The 17,574-nt window shown below is 56.3% G+C and carries 29 protein-coding genes; 1 reads left to right on the top strand and 28 read right to left on the bottom strand.

Going from position 1 to position 17,574, the window contains the following annotated elements; translation table 11 throughout:
* Window positions 1-22: 22 nt before the first annotated feature.
* The 28 genes from OVA03_RS00805 to rpsJ all read right to left on the bottom strand — a co-directional run bounded on the left by OVA03_RS00805 (window position 23) and on the right by rpsJ (window position 15,406).
* Window positions 23-181: a hypothetical protein gene (locus OVA03_RS00805; RefSeq protein ID WP_267526337.1), complete on the bottom strand. Its 159-nt coding sequence runs from the start codon at window positions 179-181 to the stop codon at window positions 23-25.
* Window positions 182-489: 308 nt separating this feature from the next.
* Window positions 490-906 (bottom strand): 50S ribosomal protein L17, encoded by a 417-nt coding sequence (gene rplQ / locus OVA03_RS00800; RefSeq protein WP_267526336.1) that lies wholly within the window; start codon window positions 904-906, stop codon window positions 490-492.
* Between the two features lie 336 nt (window positions 907-1,242).
* Entirely contained in the window at window positions 1,243-2,259 is a 1,017-nt protein-coding gene (locus OVA03_RS00795; protein WP_267526335.1) for a DNA-directed RNA polymerase subunit alpha, read from the bottom strand.
* Between the two features lie 78 nt (window positions 2,260-2,337).
* Window positions 2,338-2,727: a 30S ribosomal protein S11 gene (gene rpsK / locus OVA03_RS00790; protein WP_189488244.1), complete on the bottom strand. Its 390-nt coding sequence runs from the start codon at window positions 2,725-2,727 to the stop codon at window positions 2,338-2,340.
* A 16-nt stretch (window positions 2,728-2,743) separates the two neighbouring features.
* Entirely contained in the window at window positions 2,744-3,112 is a 369-nt protein-coding gene (gene rpsM, locus OVA03_RS00785) for a 30S ribosomal protein S13 (RefSeq protein WP_189488242.1), read from the bottom strand.
* 355 nt (window positions 3,113-3,467) lie between these two features.
* On the bottom strand, window positions 3,468-4,028 hold the full coding sequence (locus tag OVA03_RS00780; RefSeq protein ID WP_267526334.1) for an adenylate kinase: 561 nt from the start codon (window positions 4,026-4,028) through the stop codon (window positions 3,468-3,470).
* A complete protein-coding gene (secY, locus tag OVA03_RS00775) occupies window positions 4,025-5,395 on the bottom strand; it encodes a preprotein translocase subunit SecY (protein WP_267526333.1) in 1,371 nt (456 codons plus the stop codon). Before secY ends, OVA03_RS00780 begins: the two co-directional genes overlap by 4 nt.
* 155 nt (window positions 5,396-5,550) lie before the next feature.
* Window positions 5,551-6,033 (bottom strand): 50S ribosomal protein L15, encoded by a 483-nt coding sequence (gene rplO, locus OVA03_RS00770; RefSeq protein ID WP_267526332.1) that lies wholly within the window; start codon window positions 6,031-6,033, stop codon window positions 5,551-5,553.
* A gap of 212 nt (window positions 6,034-6,245) precedes the next feature.
* Window positions 6,246-6,422, bottom strand: a complete 177-nt coding sequence (gene rpmD, locus OVA03_RS00765) for a 50S ribosomal protein L30 (protein WP_189488233.1) — start codon at window positions 6,420-6,422, stop codon at window positions 6,246-6,248.
* Window positions 6,423-6,427: 5 nt separating this feature from the next.
* Window positions 6,428-7,003, bottom strand: a complete 576-nt coding sequence (rpsE, locus tag OVA03_RS00760; RefSeq protein ID WP_189488231.1) for a 30S ribosomal protein S5 — start codon at window positions 7,001-7,003, stop codon at window positions 6,428-6,430.
* Between the two features lie 11 nt (window positions 7,004-7,014).
* A complete protein-coding gene (gene rplR, locus OVA03_RS00755) occupies window positions 7,015-7,368 on the bottom strand; it encodes a 50S ribosomal protein L18 (protein WP_267526331.1) in 354 nt (117 codons plus the stop codon).
* Between the two features lie 3 nt (window positions 7,369-7,371).
* Window positions 7,372-7,905, bottom strand: coding sequence for a 50S ribosomal protein L6 (rplF, locus tag OVA03_RS00750; RefSeq protein ID WP_267526330.1), 534 nt, complete (start codon window positions 7,903-7,905; stop codon window positions 7,372-7,374).
* A 25-nt stretch (window positions 7,906-7,930) separates the two neighbouring features.
* Entirely contained in the window at window positions 7,931-8,329 is a 399-nt protein-coding gene (rpsH, locus tag OVA03_RS00745; protein WP_189488225.1) for a 30S ribosomal protein S8, read from the bottom strand.
* 14 nt (window positions 8,330-8,343) lie between these two features.
* Window positions 8,344-8,649: a 30S ribosomal protein S14 gene (gene rpsN, locus OVA03_RS00740; RefSeq protein ID WP_267526329.1), complete on the bottom strand. Its 306-nt coding sequence runs from the start codon at window positions 8,647-8,649 to the stop codon at window positions 8,344-8,346.
* Between the two features lie 19 nt (window positions 8,650-8,668).
* Window positions 8,669-9,238, bottom strand: coding sequence for a 50S ribosomal protein L5 (rplE, locus tag OVA03_RS00735; protein WP_267526328.1), 570 nt, complete (start codon window positions 9,236-9,238; stop codon window positions 8,669-8,671).
* Complete coding sequence (gene rplX / locus OVA03_RS00730) at window positions 9,231-9,548, bottom strand: 50S ribosomal protein L24 (protein ID WP_189488213.1); 318 nt, start codon at window positions 9,546-9,548, stop codon at window positions 9,231-9,233. Before rplX ends, rplE begins: the two co-directional genes overlap by 8 nt.
* A 1-nt stretch (window position 9,549) precedes the next feature.
* A complete protein-coding gene (gene rplN / locus OVA03_RS00725; protein WP_189488211.1) occupies window positions 9,550-9,918 on the bottom strand; it encodes a 50S ribosomal protein L14 in 369 nt (122 codons plus the stop codon).
* A gap of 314 nt (window positions 9,919-10,232) precedes the next feature.
* Window positions 10,233-10,469, bottom strand: coding sequence for a 30S ribosomal protein S17 (rpsQ, locus tag OVA03_RS00720; protein WP_189488209.1), 237 nt, complete (start codon window positions 10,467-10,469; stop codon window positions 10,233-10,235).
* A gap of 9 nt (window positions 10,470-10,478) precedes the next feature.
* Window positions 10,479-10,670, bottom strand: coding sequence for a 50S ribosomal protein L29 (gene rpmC, locus OVA03_RS00715; RefSeq protein ID WP_189488207.1), 192 nt, complete (start codon window positions 10,668-10,670; stop codon window positions 10,479-10,481).
* 4 nt (window positions 10,671-10,674) lie between these two features.
* Entirely contained in the window at window positions 10,675-11,118 is a 444-nt protein-coding gene (gene rplP / locus OVA03_RS00710; RefSeq protein WP_189488205.1) for a 50S ribosomal protein L16, read from the bottom strand.
* 5 nt (window positions 11,119-11,123) lie between these two features.
* Window positions 11,124-11,876, bottom strand: a complete 753-nt coding sequence (rpsC, locus tag OVA03_RS00705) for a 30S ribosomal protein S3 (protein WP_189488203.1) — start codon at window positions 11,874-11,876, stop codon at window positions 11,124-11,126.
* Window positions 11,876-12,271: a 50S ribosomal protein L22 gene (gene rplV, locus OVA03_RS00700; protein WP_189488201.1), complete on the bottom strand. Its 396-nt coding sequence runs from the start codon at window positions 12,269-12,271 to the stop codon at window positions 11,876-11,878. Before rplV ends, rpsC begins: the two co-directional genes overlap by 1 nt.
* Window positions 12,272-12,273: 2 nt before the next feature.
* A complete protein-coding gene (gene rpsS / locus OVA03_RS00695; protein ID WP_189488193.1) occupies window positions 12,274-12,552 on the bottom strand; it encodes a 30S ribosomal protein S19 in 279 nt (92 codons plus the stop codon).
* A 3-nt stretch (window positions 12,553-12,555) separates the two neighbouring features.
* Entirely contained in the window at window positions 12,556-13,392 is an 837-nt protein-coding gene (rplB, locus tag OVA03_RS00690; RefSeq protein ID WP_267526327.1) for a 50S ribosomal protein L2, read from the bottom strand.
* A gap of 15 nt (window positions 13,393-13,407) precedes the next feature.
* Window positions 13,408-13,704: a 50S ribosomal protein L23 gene (locus OVA03_RS00685; RefSeq protein ID WP_267526326.1), complete on the bottom strand. Its 297-nt coding sequence runs from the start codon at window positions 13,702-13,704 to the stop codon at window positions 13,408-13,410.
* Window positions 13,705-13,707: 3 nt separating this feature from the next.
* Window positions 13,708-14,340 carry a 50S ribosomal protein L4 gene (rplD, locus tag OVA03_RS00680; protein WP_189488187.1) on the bottom strand — a complete coding sequence of 211 codons (633 nt, stop codon included), beginning with the start codon at window positions 14,338-14,340 and terminating at the stop codon, window positions 13,708-13,710.
* 2 nt (window positions 14,341-14,342) lie between these two features.
* Entirely contained in the window at window positions 14,343-15,086 is a 744-nt protein-coding gene (gene rplC / locus OVA03_RS00675; RefSeq protein ID WP_189488185.1) for a 50S ribosomal protein L3, read from the bottom strand.
* A gap of 11 nt (window positions 15,087-15,097) precedes the next feature.
* Window positions 15,098-15,406, bottom strand: coding sequence for a 30S ribosomal protein S10 (gene rpsJ, locus OVA03_RS00670; protein WP_006273890.1), 309 nt, complete (start codon window positions 15,404-15,406; stop codon window positions 15,098-15,100).
* A gap of 532 nt (window positions 15,407-15,938) precedes the next feature.
* Here rpsJ and OVA03_RS00665 point away from each other — a divergent pair.
* A complete protein-coding gene (locus tag OVA03_RS00665) occupies window positions 15,939-17,507 on the top strand; it encodes a tetratricopeptide repeat protein (RefSeq protein WP_267526325.1) in 1,569 nt (522 codons plus the stop codon).
* Window positions 17,508-17,574 lie beyond the last annotated feature (67 nt).

The following is a 17,574-nucleotide window of genomic DNA, read 5'->3' as shown; positions in this document are numbered from 1 at the left end:
TTGATATGTCTATCGTGTTGGCTTAGTCGCAGGTGCGGATGCGATCCAGAACGTCCATATCAGACGCTTCATTAAGCTCGGGCACATCATGACCGAAAAGAGTTTCACTCAGCAGCGCTTCCGAAAGGATCGGTGCGCCTGTAGCAGGGGTGTACGCATGGCTTTGTACGTCATTGGACATAGCAACCTCCTGAAAATGGGTGATGTAAGGTAGAAGACCTGACCCCGTGGTCTTAATCTTCACCTGAAGCGTAGGGTATAAACCACGACAGGGGAAGTCACAGTCCTTATGCGGACGATCACAGGCGCGTTAACTAAGCAGTAATAAATAATTATGTGATAAATATCACGCGCCGCACACCGTCGAATGTCTGCTGTGTAAGACGTCTAATGTGCCCCTGCCCGATTTTTACGCACCCGCAAACATAAAAAAGCTCCCCGCCATAGCGGGAAGCCTTTTTAGGTAATCTGCATCGGCAGGAGAGGTTTTTAGGCCTCTTCGGTCTCAACCGACAGCACCGTGCCGGAATCCTTGCCCTTTTCGCTTTCGTCACGCTCGACGAATTCGATGATGGCCATAGCGGCGTTGTCGCCGTGGCGGAAGCCAGCCTTCATGATGCGGATGTAGCCGCCGTTGCGGTCTTTGTAACGCGGGCCAAGCACTTCGAACAGCTTGCCGACCTGAGCGACGTCACGGACGCGCGAGATGGCGATACGGCGGTCGTGCAGGGTGCCCGACTTGGCCAGCGTCACCAGCTTTTCGACGAAGGGACGCAGTTCCTTGGCCTTCGGCAGGGTGGTGGTGATTTGTTCGTGCTTGATGATCGACGCCGCCATGTTGGCAAACATTGCCGTACGGTGGGCGCTGGTGCGACCGAGTTTGCGGTGGCCTGAACCGTGACGCATAATAAAATCTCCAAAAGACCGGCGGCACGCAGCCTGTCCGACCTCCCAAAAACGAGCCCATGATCTAAAGGCAAAGAAACCCGAATGGCCCCTGCCCGTCATAAGCGTCGACCCGAAACGGGTCGAAATTACCGGGACAAGGTTTTGGTCTTTCCCGATAAGTGATCCGGCAATTCACAGAATTGCCCTCTCATAAAAAGGGAAAGCCAAGCAGGGCTTTGCCCGTACTTGGCTTTCTCATTCTTGCCATACAACAAAAAGTACACTGAGGCCAGTTCTCAAAGAGCGAAGCGTTAGAACAACGCTTCAGGGCCGAAGGACTTTTTGTTGAGTGCCTTAGATCTGGTCTTCGAACTTCTTGGCCAGATCTTCAACGTTTTCAGGCGGCCAGTTCGGCACGTCCATGCCCAGGTTAAGGCTCATGGACGACAGAACTTCCTTGATCTCATTCAGCGACTTACGACCAAAGTTCGGGGTACGGAGCATTTCCGATTCCGTCTTCTGGATCAGGTCACCGATATAGACGATGTTGTCGTTCTTCAGGCAGTTCGCCGAACGGACCGAAAGCTCCAGCTCGTCGACCTTCTTGAGCAGAGCCGGGTTAAACGGCAGCTCAGGCTTGCCTTCTTCGACGACGGCTGGCTTAGGCTCTTCAAAGGTGATGAAGATTTGCAGTTGGTCCTGAAGGATACGCGCAGCAAACGCCACAGCATCGATCGGGGTCACCGCGGCGTTGGTTTCAACTTCCATCACCAGCTTATCGTAATCGAGCGACTGGCCCTGACGGGTCGGCTCGACGCGGTAAGCCACCTTCTTGACCGGCGAATAAAGCGCATCGACGGCGATCAGGCCAATCGGGGCATCTTCCGGACGCAAACGGTCAGCCGGGACATAGCCCTTGCCGGTCTGGACGGTGAATTCCATACGCACGGAGGCGCCTTCATCCAGCGTACAGATAATGTGATCCGGGTTCAGAACTTCGATATCGGCCGGGACATCAATCTGACCGGCGGTTACCGGGCCTGCACCTGATGCGCGAAGCACCATGCGCTTGGGGCCTTCGGCGTGCATACGCAGCGCCAGTTGCTTGATGTTGAGGATGATATCCACGACATCTTCACGTACGCCTTCGATAGATGAAAACTCGTGAACGACACCATCGATCTGCACAGCCGTAACAGCCGCACCCTGCAACGAAGACAGGAGAACACGTCTCAAAGCGTTACCGAGAGTTACCCCGAAACCGCGCTCCAGCGGCTCCGCGACCAGACGCATCTTGCGCGTAGAATCCACGCCGGACTCGATCTGGGGCTTCTCGGGACGAATTAGCTGTTGCCAGTTTCTTTCGATCATTGCGTCCCTCAAATTGTGGGAAAGGCCGCCGCTTCGCGATCAAACGAAACGGCGGCTGTTAAATAGAATTAGACGAAATTAAACGCGACGACGCTTCGGCGGACGGCAGCCGTTATGCGGGATCGGGGTGACGTCACGGATAGTCGTGATCGTGAAGCCCACCGCCTGCAGGGCGCGCAGAGCCGATTCACGGCCCGAACCCGGACCGGCAACGCTGACTTCCAGCGTCTTGACGCCATGTTCCATAGCCTTACGGCCTGCGTCTTCAGCGGCAACCTGAGCGGCGTAAGGGGTCGATTTACGCGAACCCTTAAAACCCATGTGGCCAGCCGACGACCACGAAATCGCATTGCCCTGCGCGTCCGTGATGGTGATCATGGTGTTGTTGAACGAAGCGTTGACATGTGCCACGCCCGAGGTGATGTTTTTACGTTCGCGCTTTTTAACGCGTGTAGGTTCCTTAGCCATTGCTCAGCGGTCCCGATTACTTCTTCTTGCCAGCGATAGGTTTCGCCGGACCTTTGCGCGTACGCGCATTTGTGTGAGTGCGTTGGCCACGCACCGGGAGGCCCTTACGGTGACGCAGGCCGCGGTAGCAGGCCAGGTCCATCAGGCGCTTGATATTCATCGAGACTTCGCGACGCAAATCGCCTTCGACCAGATAGTCACGGTCGATGGTTTCACGGATCTGCAGCACTTCGGCGTCAGACAGCGAATTGACACGACGGGCATCTTCAATGCCCACTTTTTCCACGATTTCCTTAGCCTTTTGCGGGCCAATGCCATGGATATATTGGAGCGCGATAAGGACGCGCTTGTTTGTCGGTATATTGACGCCTGCAATACGGGCCACGTCTAATTCTCCTCGGGGCACAACCTTACGGCGCGCCAAAAAACGAAAGGCGACACGTATGCCTTTAAGCGTGCCTGTTGTAAAGGCCAGCCCAAAAGAATACGCGTGTTATTTTCGCGGAAGCGACCCCTTATAATAAGGAATCATCATCCGTCAATGGTTTTTTGCCCAAAACCTTAAGGTTTAACGCCTTAAGCGATCTGGACGGCGAAGTTGCAGACTAAGACTTAAGCCCAGAGGTGAAAAAGCGGGGCCAGCATCTTTTGTCTTAATTGTAGAACCGGCTTTGGGGTGAAAATTCAAAACCGGCATTTAAGTCTCTCAGGCCTTCTAAGGGAGCCTGAAAGGAAATCTGTTAAGCAAGGGCCGCTTCGATACGGGCGGCGACCTCTTCCATTGAGCCCATGCCCTCAACCTCAGCAAGTTTGCCTTGCGCGGCATAGAAGGGCAAAAGCGGGGCGGTCTCGGCATTATATTTTGCCAGACGCTCCTTATAAACTTGCGGGTTATCGTCGCTACGGCCCTGCTCGGCAAAGCGCGTCTCGATCCGGTCAATAAGTGCTGCTTCATCGACATTCAGGCGCACGACCTTATCGATCTGGGTACCACGCTCGGCCAGCATGGTGTCCAGCGCCTCGGCCTGGGCCACAGTGCGCGGAAAGCCATCAAAGATCGCCCCACCGGCAGCTTCGGCCTCTGGCAAGCGCTCACGGATCAGGGCGATGACGATCTCATCAGCCACATAGCCGCCGCTGGCCAGAATATCCTTGACCTTGAGGCCCAGTTCGCTTTCGGCAGCAATAGCGGCCCTCAGCATGTCACCGGTCGACAGTTGCACCATGTTACGTGCCACCACCAGACGCTTGGCCTGAGTGCCTTTACCGGCCGCAGGCGGCCCGAAAAGTATTATATTCATCGGGCTCCCCCGCGGAGTCTTGGCGCTCCGCCTTTCATTTTCGATTTTTTGATCAGGCCATCATACTGATGGGCCAGAAGATGCGACTGGATCTGGGCAACCGTATCCATGGTTACCGACACCACGATCAGGATCGACGTACCGCCAAAGTAAAAGCTGTTGCCAAGGCTGGAGATCAACAGTTCCGGCAGCAAACAGACGATGGTGATATAGGCCGCACCAATCACGGTAATGCGCGTCAGAACGAAATCGAGATACTCAGCCGTGCGCTTGCCCGGACGGATACCCGGCAGGAAGCCGCCGTATTTACGCAGATTCTCAGCCGTTTCATCCGGATTGAACACCAGCGAGGTGTAAAGGAAACAGAAGAAGATGATCAGAGCGGCATAGATGGCCATGAACAGCGGCTGGCCGTGGGTCAGTTGCGTCGTAAGCGACGGCAACCAGCCCAGCCACGTTGGCATGGCATCCGGGTTAGAACCGGCAAATTGCAGGATCGTGGTCGGCAGCAGCAACAGCGACGAGGCAAAAATCGGCGGAATAACACCGGCGGTATTGACCTTAAGCGGCATGAACGAGGTATCGCCGCCCATGATACGGTTACCGACCTGACGTTTAGGGTATTGCACCAGCAGACGGCGTTGGGCGCGTTCCATGAACACGATAAAGACGATGGTGGCAATTAGCACCAGAACGACCAGCAGCAACACCAGCGGCGCAATCTGGCCTTCCTTGGCGAGCGCCAGAAGCTGGGCAATAGTTGACGGCAGAACCGCGACAATGCCGGTAAAGATGATCATAGACGAGCCGTTCCCGACGCCGCGCGCGGTGATCTGCTCACCCAGCCACATCAGGAACATGGTGCCGCCGGTAAGCGTCGTCACGGTCGAAATCAGGAAGAATGGCCCCGGATTGAGCGCCAGCCCCGACGCCTGCATACCTGCGGCGATCGAGAACGACTGAACGATGGCCAGAACGAGCGTCAGATAACGGGTGTACTGGTTAAGTTGCTTGCGGCCCGCCTCGCCGCCTTCCTTGCGCAGCTTTTCCCACGGGCCGTAGATCGAGCCCATGAGTTGCACAATGATCGACGCGGAAATGTACGGCATGATGTTCAGGGCGAATACAGCCATACGTTCCACGGCTCCGCCGGAGAACATGTTGAACATGCCCAAAATACCCTGAGACTGCCCCGAAAAGGCGCGGTCAAACGCGGCCATATCAATGCCGGGAACGGGTATATAGGTGCCCAGACGGCAGATAATCAGCGCGCCCAGCGTGAAAAGAAGACGCTTGTGAAGTTCGGTCGCCTTGGCAAAGGCGCCGAAATTCATATTCGCAGCAAGTTGTTCAGCAGCCGATGCCATCAACTATCCTTAAAAATCAGAAAGTCCCCAAAAAGTCTGATCATTCAGACTCAACGAACTCCGGCAGATATAGGCGGGTGAGCGCCAAAGGCCAAGAGGCAGGGTTAATCAAAGCGCCCTGCCCTTTGACGGATGATGCATCACCCGTGGATAACTTACTCAGCCGACTTTTTGGCCGGACGCTTTTGGGTCACGGTGCCACCAGCAGCTTCAACGGCCTTCACGGCCCCTGCGGTCGCCGAATAAACGTTCAAGGTAACCTTGGACTTAAGCTCGCCTTCGCCCAGCAGACGCACGCCATCGAGTTCACGACGGATAACGCCCGCAGCCTTAAGCACAGCACCGGTGATCTCAGCCTTGGCATCGATCTTACCGGCGTCGATGGCGTCTTGCAGGCGCCACAGGTTAACTTCAGCGAATTTCAGAGCGAACGGGTTGTTGAAACCGCGCTTAGGCATACGCATGTACAGCGGCATTTGACCGCCTTCAAAGCCCAGCAGCGAGACGCCCGAACGGGACTTCTGGCCCTTCACACCGCGACCTGCGGTCTTGCCCTTGCCGGAGCCAGGGCCGCGACCTACGCGCATACGGCCCTTGGTCGAGCCTTCGTTATCGCGGATTTCGTTCAATTTTGTCATTTTATGCCTCATATCTGAATGCGCCCGCACTGTGCGGACTCGGCGTTGATGGATTTCCCTCTCCCAGTTTGCGGGAAGAGGGTTAGGGTGAGAGGCAAAACCTGTTTGTAAGAGGCCCCTCATCCGGTTCTTCGAACCACCGTCTCCCCGCAAGCAGGGAGAAGGGAGCTTCTATAAATAGCAAATGCCCGGAGTTTCCTCCGGGCATTTGTTTAGTCTACGATTTCGATCAGGTGAGCCACCTTGGCGATCATGCCGCGAACCGAAGGCGTATCTTCCAGAGTGGAGACACGGCCCATCTTGTTCAGGCCCAGACCGGCGAGTGTTGCGCGCTGATCTTTGGTACGGCGGATGGGCGAACCCGTCTGCTTGACTGTGACTTGTGCCATGATGATTAGCCCTCAATCGCTTCCGGCGACGAAGCGCCGTCGTTACGGCGCGTCAGGATGTCGCCAACCTTTTTGCCGCGCTTGGAGGCGATCTGACGGGGCGAAGACTGCACCTTCAGCGCTTCAAACGTGGCGCGCACCATGTTGTAAGGGTTCGAAGACCCAAGCGACTTGCCGACCACGTCGGAAACGCCCAGGGTTTCAAGCACCGCACGCATAGGACCACCTGCGATCACGCCGGTGCCCGGAGGGGCCGCGCGAAGCTGGATCTTACCGGCGCCCCAACGGCCGTAGCCATCGTGGTGCAGGGTGCGGGATTCACGAAGCGGCACGCGAACGAGCGACTTCTTGGCTTCTTCGGTAGCCTTGCGGATAGCTTCCGGCACTTCACGGGCCTTACCGTGACCGTAGCCAACGCGGCCTTTTTGGTCACCAACGACCATCAGAGCGGCGAACGAGAAACGACGACCACCCTTAACGGTAGCGGCGACGCGGTTGATGGCGACGAGCTTTTCTACGAATTCCGAAGGTTCTTCGGTGCGATCGCGACGCTCATTGCGGTTTTCGCTAGGACGAGCCATGAACGTACCCCTTAGAAGTTGAGACCGGCTTCGCGCGCGGCATCTGCCAACGCCTTCACCCGGCCATGATAAATGTAACCACCACGATCAAAGACAACGTCTTTGATACCGGCTTCGATGGCGCGCTGGGCAACCAGCTTACCAACTTCGGTGGCGGCGGAGGCGTCCGAACCACGCTTGGTCGACGATTCCAGCGAGGACGCCGCAACGACGGTCACGCCTTTCAGATCGTCGATGATCTGAGCGTAGATGTTTTTATCCGAACGGAACACCGACAAACGCGGGCGGCCGTTGGAGAGCTTCTTGAGGCGCGTACGATTACGTTGCGCGCGACGAGCCAATTGTTCACGAGGAGACAGAGCCATGACTTACTTCTTCTTGCCTTCCTTGCGGCGAACCTTTTCGCCGGCATAACGAACACCCTTGGCCTTGTAGGGCTCAGGCGGACGAATTTTGCGGATCTTGGCGGCCAGTTCACCGACGACTTGCTTGTCGATGCCCTGGATCTTGATTTCGGTTTGCTTAGGCACCACGAAGGTGACGCCGGTAGGCGCCGGGACTTCGACCGGGTGCGAGAAACCGAGTTGCAGCTCAAGCGAGGTTCCCTTCATGGCGGCGCGGTAACCCACGCCGACCAGTTCCAGGTTTTGCTCGAAGCCATCGGTCACGCCCTTCACCATATTGGCGATCAGGGTGCGGCTGAGGCCCCACATAGACTTGTGACGCTTAGTATCACCACGCGGAGCGACAGTGATTTCGTCGCCCTCATACTTGACTTCGATTTCTTCAACGACAGTCCAGGCCAGTTGCCCCTTGGGGCCCTTAACCTGAATGTCCTGCCCGTTAAGCGTGATGGTCACGCCCTTCGAGACAGCAATAGCTTTTTTACCAATCCGAGACATGGTCTTAATTTCCTATCAGCCGGTCTTAGTAGACGCGGCAGAGGACTTCGCCGCCGACGTTGTTGTCGCGGGCTGCGTTGTCAGACATGACGCCCTTGGGCGTGGACAGGATCGAGATACCGAGGCCATTCTTGATAGGCTTCAGATCTTTGATCGACGAATAGACGCGACGGCCAGGCTTTGACACGCGGGCGATTTCCGCGATGACCGGCTCACCGTCGAAGTACTTCAGTTCAATCTGGAACTGAGGAAACTCGCCGGGAACTTCCAGAAGCTCGTAGCCGCGGATATAGCCCTCGTCCTTAAGGACGTCGAGCACGCGACCGCGCAGCTTGGAGGCCGGGGTCAGAACGCTGGAACGCTTACGCATGGCCGCATTCTTGATACGAGCGATCATGTCGCTCAGAGGATCGTTAACGAACATATTTCAATCCTCCCTTACCAGCTTGACTTGGTCAGACCGGGGACTTGTCCCTGGTTGCCAAGCTCACGCAAAGCGATACGGCTCATCTTAAGCTTACGATAGAAAGCTCTCGGACGACCGGTGATTTCGCAGCGGTTACGGATGCGGTTGGGCGCCGAGTTGCGAGGCAACTTGGCCAGTTTCAGACGGGCATCGAAGCGTTCTTCCAGCGGAAGAGACTCATCGACAGCGATCGCTTTGAGGGCTTCGCGCTTAGCGGCATATTGAGCCACCAGCTTCTTGACCATCTCGTTGCGGTTAATTGCGCTTTTCTTTGCCATGATATCTTTCTTTCCCCGCTTACGACGTGAACGGGAACTGGAAGTGCTTCAGGAGAGCCTTGGCTTCCTTGTCGCTCGAAGCCGTGGTGCAGACAACGATATCCATGCCCCACATCTGATCGATTTGGTCGTAGTTGATTTCCGGAAACACGATGTGTTCCTTCAGGCCCATGGCATAGTTGCCACGACCGTCGAAGGAGTTACCGTTCAAGCCGCGGAAATCCTTCACGCGCGGCAGCGCGATCGTGATCAGGCGGTCGAGGAATTCATACATGCGCTCCTTGCGCAGCGTCACCTTGGCGCCGATCACCATACCTTCGCGCAGCTTAAAGCCGGCGATGGATTGACGAGCCTTGGTTTCAGCCGGCTTTTGACCCGTGATAGCGGCCAGATCCTTGATCGCAGCCTTTACCTTCTTAGAGTCAGCCACGGCCTCGCCGATACCCATGTTGACAACGATCTTGTCAAGCTTAGGGACCTGCATTTCGTTCGTGTAACCGAACTCAGCCTTCATGGCCTCACGGATGGTCTCAAGATAAACCGTCTTGAGACGCGGTGTATACTTCGTATCAGCCCCAGAACTAACCATTGATGACCTCACCGGACTTCTTGGCGACGCGCACCTTCTTGTCGCCGTCAATCTTGAAACCAACGCGGGTTGGCTTGCCGGACTTAGGGTCGATGTGGGCGACGTTCGAAACGTGGATAGCGGCTTCTTTATTGATGATGCCGCCTTGCGGGTTCGTCTGGCTGGCGCGGGTGTGGCGTTGAACCACAGCAATGCCTTGCACGACGACGCGGTTTTCTTCAGTCAGTACCCGAAGGACCTTGCCTTGACGGCCCTTGTCCTTACCGGTCAACACAACAACGGTGTCGTTTTTCTTAATCTTCGCAGCCATATCAGATCACCTCCGGCGCCAGCGAAATGATCTTCATGTGGTTCTTGGCGCGCAATTCGCGCGGAACCGGGCCGAAGATACGAGTGCCAACGGGCTCGGACGACTTATTGACGATCACGGCAGCATTGGTGTCGAAACGGATCACCGATCCGTCTTTACGCTGGATGTCTTTCGCGGTGCGAACGACGATGGCGCGCAGCACATCACCCTTCTTCACGCGACCACGCGGAATCGCTTCCTTAACGGAAACGACGATCAGGTCACCCACCGAGGCGTAGCGGCGCTTAGAGCCACCCAACACCTTGATGCACATGACCCGGCGTGCGCCGGAATTATCGGCAACATCCAGGTTAGTTTGCATCTGAATCATGTTCAAACTTCCTTGAAACCCAAGCCAAAACCCTTCGCTGTTGCTTAAGGTGCCTTGGCTTGAAACGATACGAGCAAATCACGCGGTCAGGGCAGGCCCCTACTCATGATTTGAATTTCTTTTTCGGCAGGTTTTGCGGCCAAAGCAGACCACAACGCTATACCGACAAATATTCGCGGAATGAGGCATAAGCCTCATTCCGCGTTAGAAGTAAACTTAAAAATGTCCGAAGACCGGCTTCAAGAGCATTTTTCCTGAATTGACCCGCCAAAAACGTATTGAAAGCATAGCTTTCAAACTTTTTGGCGAAGCCATTAGGCTTCTTTAGGAAGCACTTCCCAGGTCTTCAGCTTCGACTTAGGCGCACATTCGATGATGCGTGCGGTTTCGCCAGCCTTATAGGTGTTAGCTTCGTCGTGGGCGTGGTAGCGCTTCGATACGCGAACCGTCTTTTTCAAGAGCGGGTGCAGAACGGTGCGTTCAACCTTAACAACGATGGTCTTGTCGCCCTTATCGGAAACAACCAGACCTTCCAGAATACGCTTGGGCATGGTCTCTCCTTAGGCTTTTTGGGCCGTCAAAAGGGTCTTAATGCGGGCGATGTCCTTACGGACTTCGTCTACACGGTGAGTCTTTTCCATCTGGCCAGTGGCCTTCTGGAAACGCAGGTTGAATTGCTCTTTCTTCAGATTGAGCAGTTCTTCGTGCAATTGGTCAGGGGTCTTGCCCCGCAGGTCAGCAATCTTGGTCATGATCCTACTCCGCAGCCTCAGCGACCGGCGCAATGCCGGCATCAAGGCGGGTCACGACGCGGGTACGAACCGGCAGCTTGGCCGCGCCGAGGCGCAGAGCTTCGCGAGCGATATCGTCCGGCACGCCGTCGATTTCAAACAGAATGCGACCCGGAGCCACGCGCGCGGCCCAGTAATCCACCGCACCCTTACCTTTACCCATACGGACTTCGGCAGGCTTACCCGTGACCGGCAGGTCAGGGAAAATACGGATCCAAACGCGGCCTTGGCGCTTCATTTGGCGGGTGATCGCACGACGGGCAGCTTCGATTTGACGAGCTGTCAGGCGCTCAGGCTCGACCGTCTTCAGGCCATACGAACCAAAGTTCAGCGTAAAGCCGCCCTTGGCGTTTCCATGAATACGGCCTTTGAAAGCCTTGCGGTATTTGGTGCGCTTAGGGAGCAACATGGCTCTTAAGCCTCCTTCTGATTACGATCGCGGCGCGGGCCGCGGTTACGGTCAGAGCGCTCAGGACGTTCGTTCGACGATGGGCCAGCCGCCTCAATCGCCCAACGCTTGTCCTGGGCCATCGGATCGTGCTCAAGGACTTCGCCCTTGAAGATCCACACCTTGATACCAATGATACCGTAGGTGGTCAGAGCTTCAGCGAAACCGAAGTCAATGTCAGCACGAATAGTATGCAAAGGCACGCGGCCTTCACGGTACCATTCCATACGCGCGATTTCAGCACCACCGAGACGGCCCGAAAGGTTCATACGGATGCCCTTGGCGCCCAGACGCATAGCCGACTGGATCGAACGCTTCATGGCGCGGCGGAAGGCGATACGGCGCTCAAGCTGCTGAGCGATAGACTCGGCAACCAGTTGAGCGTCAACTTCGGGCTTACGCACTTCGACCAGGTTCAGGAACACTTCGCCCTCAGTGAGGGTGGCGATGTCCTTACGCAGCTTGTCGATGTCCTGGCCTTTTTTACCAATCACGACGCCCGGACGGGCAGCGTAGATGGTGATGCGGCACTTCTTATGAGGACGCTCGATGATGATGCGCGACACACCGGCAGCGTTCAGCTTTTCCTTCAGTTCCTTACGGATCTTCAGGTCCTGATGAAGCAGCTTGGCATATTCCTGACGCGCCGCGAACCAGCGCGAGTCCCAGGTGCGGTTAACGCCGAGGCGCAGACCAATAGGATTAACTTTCTGACCCATTACGCAGCCCCTTTAGCAGCTTCGGCACCGAATTCGCGAACCACGATCGTGATTTCCGAAAACGGCTTGAGGATACGCGACGAACGGCCACGAGCCCGTGAAGCGAAACGCTTCATGACAATGCCCTTGCCCACATAAGCCTGAGCGACAAACAGGTTGTCGATGTCCAGGTTGTGGTTGTTTTCGGCGTTGGAGATAGCCGAATACAGAGCCTTGCGAACGTCTTTGGCGATGCGCTTGTGGCTGAATTCCAGTTCGTTGAGGGCGCGTTGCACCTTCAGACCCCGAATGGATTGAGCGACCAGATTGAGCTTACGCGGGCTGATGCGCACCGAAACCAGCTTAACGCGGGCTTCGTTGGCTTCAACGCGGCGAGGATTTTTTGTCTGAGACATAATTACTTCCTCTTCGCCTTCTTGTCAGCGGCGTGACCGGGGAAGTTCCGCGTAGGCGAAAATTCACCGAGCTTCATGCCGACCATGTCTTCCGACACGATTACGGGCACATGCTTTTGACCATTATATACGCCGATCGTCAGCCCAATGAACTGGGGCATGATGACCGAGCGACGCGACCAGGTCTTAATGACCTCTTTGCGACCGGAACCCTGCGCGGCGTCAGCCTTCTTAAGAAGGTGACCATCCACGAAAGGACCTTTCCATACGGAGCGTGCCATGGATTAGCGAGCCTTCTTAACGTGACGCGAGCGGATGATGAACTTATCCGTCGCTTTGTTGGTACGAGTCTTACGACCCTTGGTGGGCTTGCCCCAAGGTGTCACAGGGTTACGACCACCGGAGGTACGGCCTTCACCACCACCGTGCGGGTGGTCGATCGGGTTCATGGCGACACCGCGGACGTGTGGACGGCGGCCCTTATGGACAGCGCGACCGGCTTTACCGAGGTTTTCGTTCATGTGGTCCTGGTTGGACACAGCGCCGACGGTCGCCATGCAGGTGTCGAGCACCATGCGCAGCTCGCCCGAACCCAGACGGATCTGAGCGTAACCGGCGTCACGACCAACAAGCTGAGCATAGGCGCCGGCCGAGCGGGCCAACTGACCACCCTTAAGCGGCTTCAGCTCAACATTGTGGATGATCGTGCCGATCGGCAGGGCGCGCAGCGGAGCGGCATTACCAGGCTTCACGTCAACCTTTTCAGAGGCGATGATCTGGTCACCGGCCTTGAGGCGTTGCGGGGCCAGGATATAGGCCTTTTCGCCGTCGGCGTAGTTGATCAGAGCGATGAACGCGGTACGGTTAGGGTCATATTCCAGACGCTCAACCGTGCCAACCACATCAAACTTACGACGCTTGAAGTCGATGATGCGGTACAGGCGCTTGGCACCACCGCCGCGGAAGCGGACAGCGATACGGCCACCGGCACCACGACCGCCGGACTTGGTCAAGCCTTCGACGAGTGATTTCTCAGGGCGACCCTTGTGAAGTTCCGAGCGGTCAACCAGAACAAGCTGACGACGGCCGGGGGAGGTCGGATTATATTGCTTTAAAGCCATTGCTCAAACCTCTCCTTACAAGCCGGTTGTGATGTCTATGGATTGGCCCTCTTCGAGGGTAACAATCGCCTTTTTGACATCAATGCGGCGGCCCTTAATGCCCTTGAAGCGCTTGGTCTTGCCCTTTTGGACGATCGTGTTCACCTTAGTGACCTTCACGCCGTAAAGCGCTTCAACCGCCGAGGCGACTTCGTCCTTAGAGGAGTCCAGCGCCACCTTGAAGACAACCTTGTTCTGCTCGGAAAGCAGAGTGGCCTTTTCGGTGATGTGCGGCGACAGAAGAACGTCGTAATTGCGAATAGTAGCAGCCATCTCTTAAGCTCCCACAGCAAAGCGTGCTTCGATGGCTTCGACCGCAGACTTGGTCAGAACCAGCTTTTCACGACGCAGAATGTCATAGACATTGAGACCGGCGTTCGGCAGCACATCGATATTCGGGATGTTGCGCGAAGCCAGAGCGAAGTTGGTGTCGACTTCAGGACCCGCGATAAACAGCGCGTTCTTCAGGCCGAGCTTCTCAAAAGATGCCAGCAGGCTTTGGGTCTTCGGGGCATCCACAATCGCCTGATCAAGAATGATCAGCGAGCCGGACTTTACCTTGGACGACAGAGCATGACGCAGGCCGAGCGCACGAACCTTCTTAGGCAGGTCAAACGCATGAGAGCGAACGACCGGACCGAAAGCGCGCGAACCGCCAACGAACTGCGGGGCACGACGTGAGCCGTGACGCGCGCCGCCGGAGCCTTTTTGCTTATACATCTTCTTACCCGTACGAGAATTCTCGTTGCGGGTCTGAACCTTGTGCGTACCGGCGCGGCGCTTGGCCAACTGCCAGTTCACGACGCGGGCCAGAATGTCGGAGCGGATATCTTCGAGACCGAAGACGTTGTCCGAAAGTTCCAGCTCGCCCGCTTGATCAGCGTTCAGATTGGTGACTTGGATTTTCATAATTATTCAGCTCCCTCTTCTGCGGCAGGAGCCTCAGCCGGGGCTTCATTTGCAGCGACCGGAGCGGCAGCTACAGACTTAATACCAGCAGGGAACGGCAGACCTTGCGGAGCGGCCTTTTTCACGGCGTCACGGATCTTGACGAAAGACCCTTCCGAACCGGGAACAGCACCGCGAATATAAAGAAGGCCACGCTCGGCATCAACGCGAACCACTTCGAGGTTCAGGGTCGTAACGGTTTCAACACCGTAGTGACCGGCCATCTTCTTACCTGGGAAGGTACGGCCCGGGTCTTGACGCTGACCCGTTGAACCGTGCGCCCGGTGAGACACCGACACACCGTGAGTTGCACGCATACCACCGAAGTTCCAGCGCTTCATGGCGCCGGCAAAGCCCTTACCGATGGTCGTGCCCTGAATGTCGACCTTCTGCCCCTCAACGAAGTGGTCAGCCGACAGTTCAGCCCCGACGTCGACAAGCGCGTCTTCGGAAACACGGAACTCAGCGAGGATCGCCTTGGGCTCAACCTGAGCCTTGGCGAAGCGCTCACGCTCCGGCTTCGTGGTGTTCTTTGCTTTCGCCGATCCAGCACCGAGCTGGAGCGCGACATAGCCGTCCCTGTCCTTCGTACGCTGCGCCACAACCTGGCAGCCCTCTAGGGAGAGAACGGTAACTGGCACATGGACGCCATCGTTATCGAAATAACGCGTCATGCCCAGCTTTTTGGCAATCAAGCCCGTCCGCATGGTCAATATCCTCAGATCTTAATCTCGACATCGACACCCGCCGACAGGTCGAGCTTCATGAGCGCGTCCACGGTCTGAGGAGTCGGATCGACGATGTCGAGCACACGCTTGTGCGTGCGAATTTCAAACTGTTCGCGGGACTTCTTATCGACGTGCGGCGAACGGTTTACGGTGAAACGCTCAATGAGCGTAGGCAGGGGAATAGGCCCCCGAACGGTGGCGCCCGTTCTCTTGGCCGTGTTCACGATTTCGCGTGTGGAATGATCCAGCACGCGATGATCGAAGGCCTTGAGTCTGATGCGGATATTCTGACGATCCATATCGCTCGTATTCCAATAAAAGAGCTTGCGGGTTTAACGCGTGCAGTGAACCATTTCAAAGACCAACTCAGGCTCTAAAAAAGAGACTGAACGCATATTCCGCAACTACCACCCTCATCTATCGGTTTCCCTATAGATGAAAGCAAAAAAACAGACACCGTTTCGAGCCTTACGGTATAAGGCTCAATTCCGTGCCTGAACGTTTGATTTGCGAACCGCGTCTGACACCCCAATCACTTGAGGCACCACAGCCGATCCAACAGAGGTCGCGCTTATGCCCAAGGATTCCCTCCCCGTCAAGACCTGATGTCGGAAAAATCCAAAAACAATAAGGGGAAACGCGTTTCCGCAACGCCTTGGTTTGCCCACGGCTCCGACAGCGCCATTTCAGCCGCATAACACACCCATGGGTGATCAATTTTGATCACTACCTGATTGCAGTTGACGGCTCCACCAAAGCGGGCATTATGTACCGCAATAAACCGGCACCGCATTTAAGCTGCCGACAGGGAACACATTCAGGGGGACAGTCATGTCATTGAAATCCACAGCCGCCACAGGTGCGTTTGTCGCATATACATTTATTATAGGGGCGACTATCGGCGCGGCCTGCCCGGCTTGGGCTCAAAGCCCTGAAGCTAAAGCCGCTGCGGCTATCCCGGCAGAAACGACCGTAACCGTCGAAGGCAAGACTAAGCCCAAGACCGCCGAACGCGCCCTGCGGTTAAATCCCAGAACCGCCAGTTCCTGTAACTTCATGTCCTCCGGCATGGGCAATTCCGAGACCTATTTCATTCAGGATTACATCGCGGCGACCACCGGCAATGCCAGCCCCGAAGCTATGGCCTCAGCCGGCGTCACCTATAATGACGACGGCACTATGTCACAGGGTGACGGCAACACCTATTTCCGTGAGAACAGCCCGTTTGGCGACGCCTCAACATCGTCCAATGCGGCGGCGGGTTTTTTCAACCGAATGGAAAACGGCAGCGTTAGCGAATCCAATATAGCCCAGTACTGCTCACCCGGCGATCTGGCCTATGCGGCCGGACGCGCCCATATCGCCCGTCGCGACAAGACCCTGCCCGAAGCCTATGCCCTGTTCGATGCCAAGAAATACCCCGAAGCCTTGGAGATGGCGAAAAAGTCCTACGCCAAACTGACCGATGCCGAGGGCGGCGTTGAGGCCTCGCTGATGATCGGCAAAATCTATGTCTATGGCCTGCACGGCACCGCCGACGTCCCCGAAGGTCTGAAATGGCTGGAGCGTGCCGCCGGCACGGCCTTTGATATCACACAGCAGATGCCGCCGTTTGATCCCAAATACCCCGAAGACAGCCTCACCCCCATAAGCGAAGCCGCCATTCTGATGGCCAAGGTCTATATGATCGGTTTGGGCGTGCCCAAAAACCCCAAGGAAGCTCGCAAGTGGTTTGAGCGGGCCAACTATGTCGGCTATGTCCCGGCGGCCAAAACCCTGGGTGATATCTATTACTATGGCTATGACACCCCCAAGGATGTCAAAAAAGCCGTCGAATATTACACGCAAGCCGCCAAGCTTGGGTTCACGCCTGCGCAGTATTCGCTGGCGGAAATCTATTACTATGGCGACGATGGCACCAATGCCGACGTTAAAACCGCCGTCGCCTGGTATTATGAAGCATCCAAGCAAAACCATGCCGGCGCGCTTCATGCGGTCGCTCGTGCCTATGACGCTGGTGAAGGCGCCGATGCTGATCCGACCAAGGCGCTGGTCTATTATAAAGAGGCCGCCTTGGCCGGAAATGCCGATGCTCAGAACGCCATGGGCACCTATTTCTATCAGGGGGGCCAGATCGCCAAGGATGATGTCTCAGCCCGCAAATGGTTCGAAGCCGCCGCCCGTCAGGGGCAGGATGACGCCATGTTCAACCTCGCCGTCATGCTGATGAAGGGCGAAGGCGGCGACAAAGATCTGGTCAAGGCCTGGGTCTGGTTCCGCCTGGCGCAGGCCAAGGGCCACGAAAGCGCCAAAGCGGCCCTCACCGCCCTTGAGAAGCGCATGACCGATGCCGATAAGGCGCAGGCTCTGGCTATCCTGTCACCGCCAGCCAAGTCTTAAATTACAAGTATTATCGGGAGGGAAAAAATGACGGCGATTAAGAAAAACCACATCTGCATGTTTATGC

The sequence above is a fragment of the Asticcacaulis sp. SL142 genome (genome assembly GCF_026625745.1).
Taxonomy (GTDB): Bacteria; Pseudomonadota; Alphaproteobacteria; order Caulobacterales; family Caulobacteraceae; genus Asticcacaulis.
Note: the sequence above shows the minus strand (reverse complement) of the source record. Positions and strands in the feature narration are given on the sequence as shown.

Excerpts from the sequence above, each read along its gene's own strand:
- OVA03_RS00805 (WP_267526337.1), bottom strand. The coding sequence starts at position 181 with ATGTCCAATGACGTACAAAGCCATGCGTACACCCCTGCTACAGGCGCA.
- rplQ (WP_267526336.1), bottom strand. The coding sequence starts at position 906 with ATGCGTCACGGTTCAGGCCACCGCAAACTCGGTCGCACCAGCGCCCAC.
- OVA03_RS00795 (WP_267526335.1), bottom strand. The coding sequence starts at position 2,259 with ATGATCGAAAGAAACTGGCAACAGCTAATTCGTCCCGAGAAGCCCCAG.
- rpsK (WP_189488244.1), bottom strand. The coding sequence starts at position 2,727 with ATGGCTAAGGAACCTACACGCGTTAAAAAGCGCGAACGTAAAAACATC.
- OVA03_RS00780 (WP_267526334.1), bottom strand. The coding sequence starts at position 4,028 with ATGAATATAATACTTTTCGGGCCGCCTGCGGCCGGTAAAGGCACTCAG.
- secY (WP_267526333.1), bottom strand. The coding sequence starts at position 5,395 with ATGGCATCGGCTGCTGAACAACTTGCTGCGAATATGAATTTCGGCGCC.
- rplO (WP_267526332.1), bottom strand. The coding sequence starts at position 6,033 with ATGACAAAATTGAACGAAATCCGCGATAACGAAGGCTCGACCAAGGGC.
- rpmD (WP_189488233.1), bottom strand. The coding sequence starts at position 6,422 with ATGGCACAAGTCACAGTCAAGCAGACGGGTTCGCCCATCCGCCGTACC.
- rpsE (WP_189488231.1), bottom strand. The coding sequence starts at position 7,003 with ATGGCTCGTCCTAGCGAAAACCGCAATGAGCGTCGCGATCGCACCGAA.
- rplR (WP_267526331.1), bottom strand. The coding sequence starts at position 7,368 with ATGGCTCTGTCTCCTCGTGAACAATTGGCTCGTCGCGCGCAACGTAAT.
- rplF (WP_267526330.1), bottom strand. The coding sequence starts at position 7,905 with ATGTCTCGGATTGGTAAAAAAGCTATTGCTGTCTCGAAGGGCGTGACC.
- rpsH (WP_189488225.1), bottom strand. The coding sequence starts at position 8,329 with ATGTTCGTTAACGATCCTCTGAGCGACATGATCGCTCGTATCAAGAAT.
- rpsN (WP_267526329.1), bottom strand. The coding sequence starts at position 8,649 with ATGGCAAAGAAAAGCGCAATTAACCGCAACGAGATGGTCAAGAAGCTG.
- rplE (WP_267526328.1), bottom strand. The coding sequence starts at position 9,238 with ATGGTTAGTTCTGGGGCTGATACGAAGTATACACCGCGTCTCAAGACG.
- rplX (WP_189488213.1), bottom strand. The coding sequence starts at position 9,548 with ATGGCTGCGAAGATTAAGAAAAACGACACCGTTGTTGTGTTGACCGGT.
- rplN (WP_189488211.1), bottom strand. The coding sequence starts at position 9,918 with ATGATTCAGATGCAAACTAACCTGGATGTTGCCGATAATTCCGGCGCA.
- rpsQ (WP_189488209.1), bottom strand. The coding sequence starts at position 10,469 with ATGCCCAAGCGTATTCTGGAAGGTCTGGTTGTTTCCGATAAGGGCGAC.
- rpmC (WP_189488207.1), bottom strand. The coding sequence starts at position 10,670 with ATGACCAAGATTGCTGACCTGCGGGGCAAGACCCCTGACCAATTGCAC.
- rplP (WP_189488205.1), bottom strand. The coding sequence starts at position 11,118 with ATGTTGCTCCCTAAGCGCACCAAATACCGCAAGGCTTTCAAAGGCCGT.
- rpsC (WP_189488203.1), bottom strand. The coding sequence starts at position 11,876 with ATGGGTCAGAAAGTTAATCCTATTGGTCTGCGCCTCGGCGTTAACCGC.
- rplV (WP_189488201.1), bottom strand. The coding sequence starts at position 12,271 with ATGTCTCAGACAAAAAATCCTCGCCGCGTTGAAGCCAACGAAGCCCGC.
- rpsS (WP_189488193.1), bottom strand. The coding sequence starts at position 12,552 with ATGGCACGCTCCGTATGGAAAGGTCCTTTCGTGGATGGTCACCTTCTT.
- rplB (WP_267526327.1), bottom strand. The coding sequence starts at position 13,392 with ATGGCTTTAAAGCAATATAATCCGACCTCCCCCGGCCGTCGTCAGCTT.
- OVA03_RS00685 (WP_267526326.1), bottom strand. The coding sequence starts at position 13,704 with ATGGCTGCTACTATTCGCAATTACGACGTTCTTCTGTCGCCGCACATC.
- rplD (WP_189488187.1), bottom strand. The coding sequence starts at position 14,340 with ATGAAAATCCAAGTCACCAATCTGAACGCTGATCAAGCGGGCGAGCTG.
- rplC (WP_189488185.1), bottom strand. The coding sequence starts at position 15,086 with ATGCGGACGGGCTTGATTGCCAAAAAGCTGGGCATGACGCGTTATTTC.
- rpsJ (WP_006273890.1), bottom strand. The coding sequence starts at position 15,406 with ATGGATCGTCAGAATATCCGCATCAGACTCAAGGCCTTCGATCATCGC.
- OVA03_RS00665 (WP_267526325.1), top strand. The coding sequence starts at position 15,939 with ATGTCATTGAAATCCACAGCCGCCACAGGTGCGTTTGTCGCATATACA.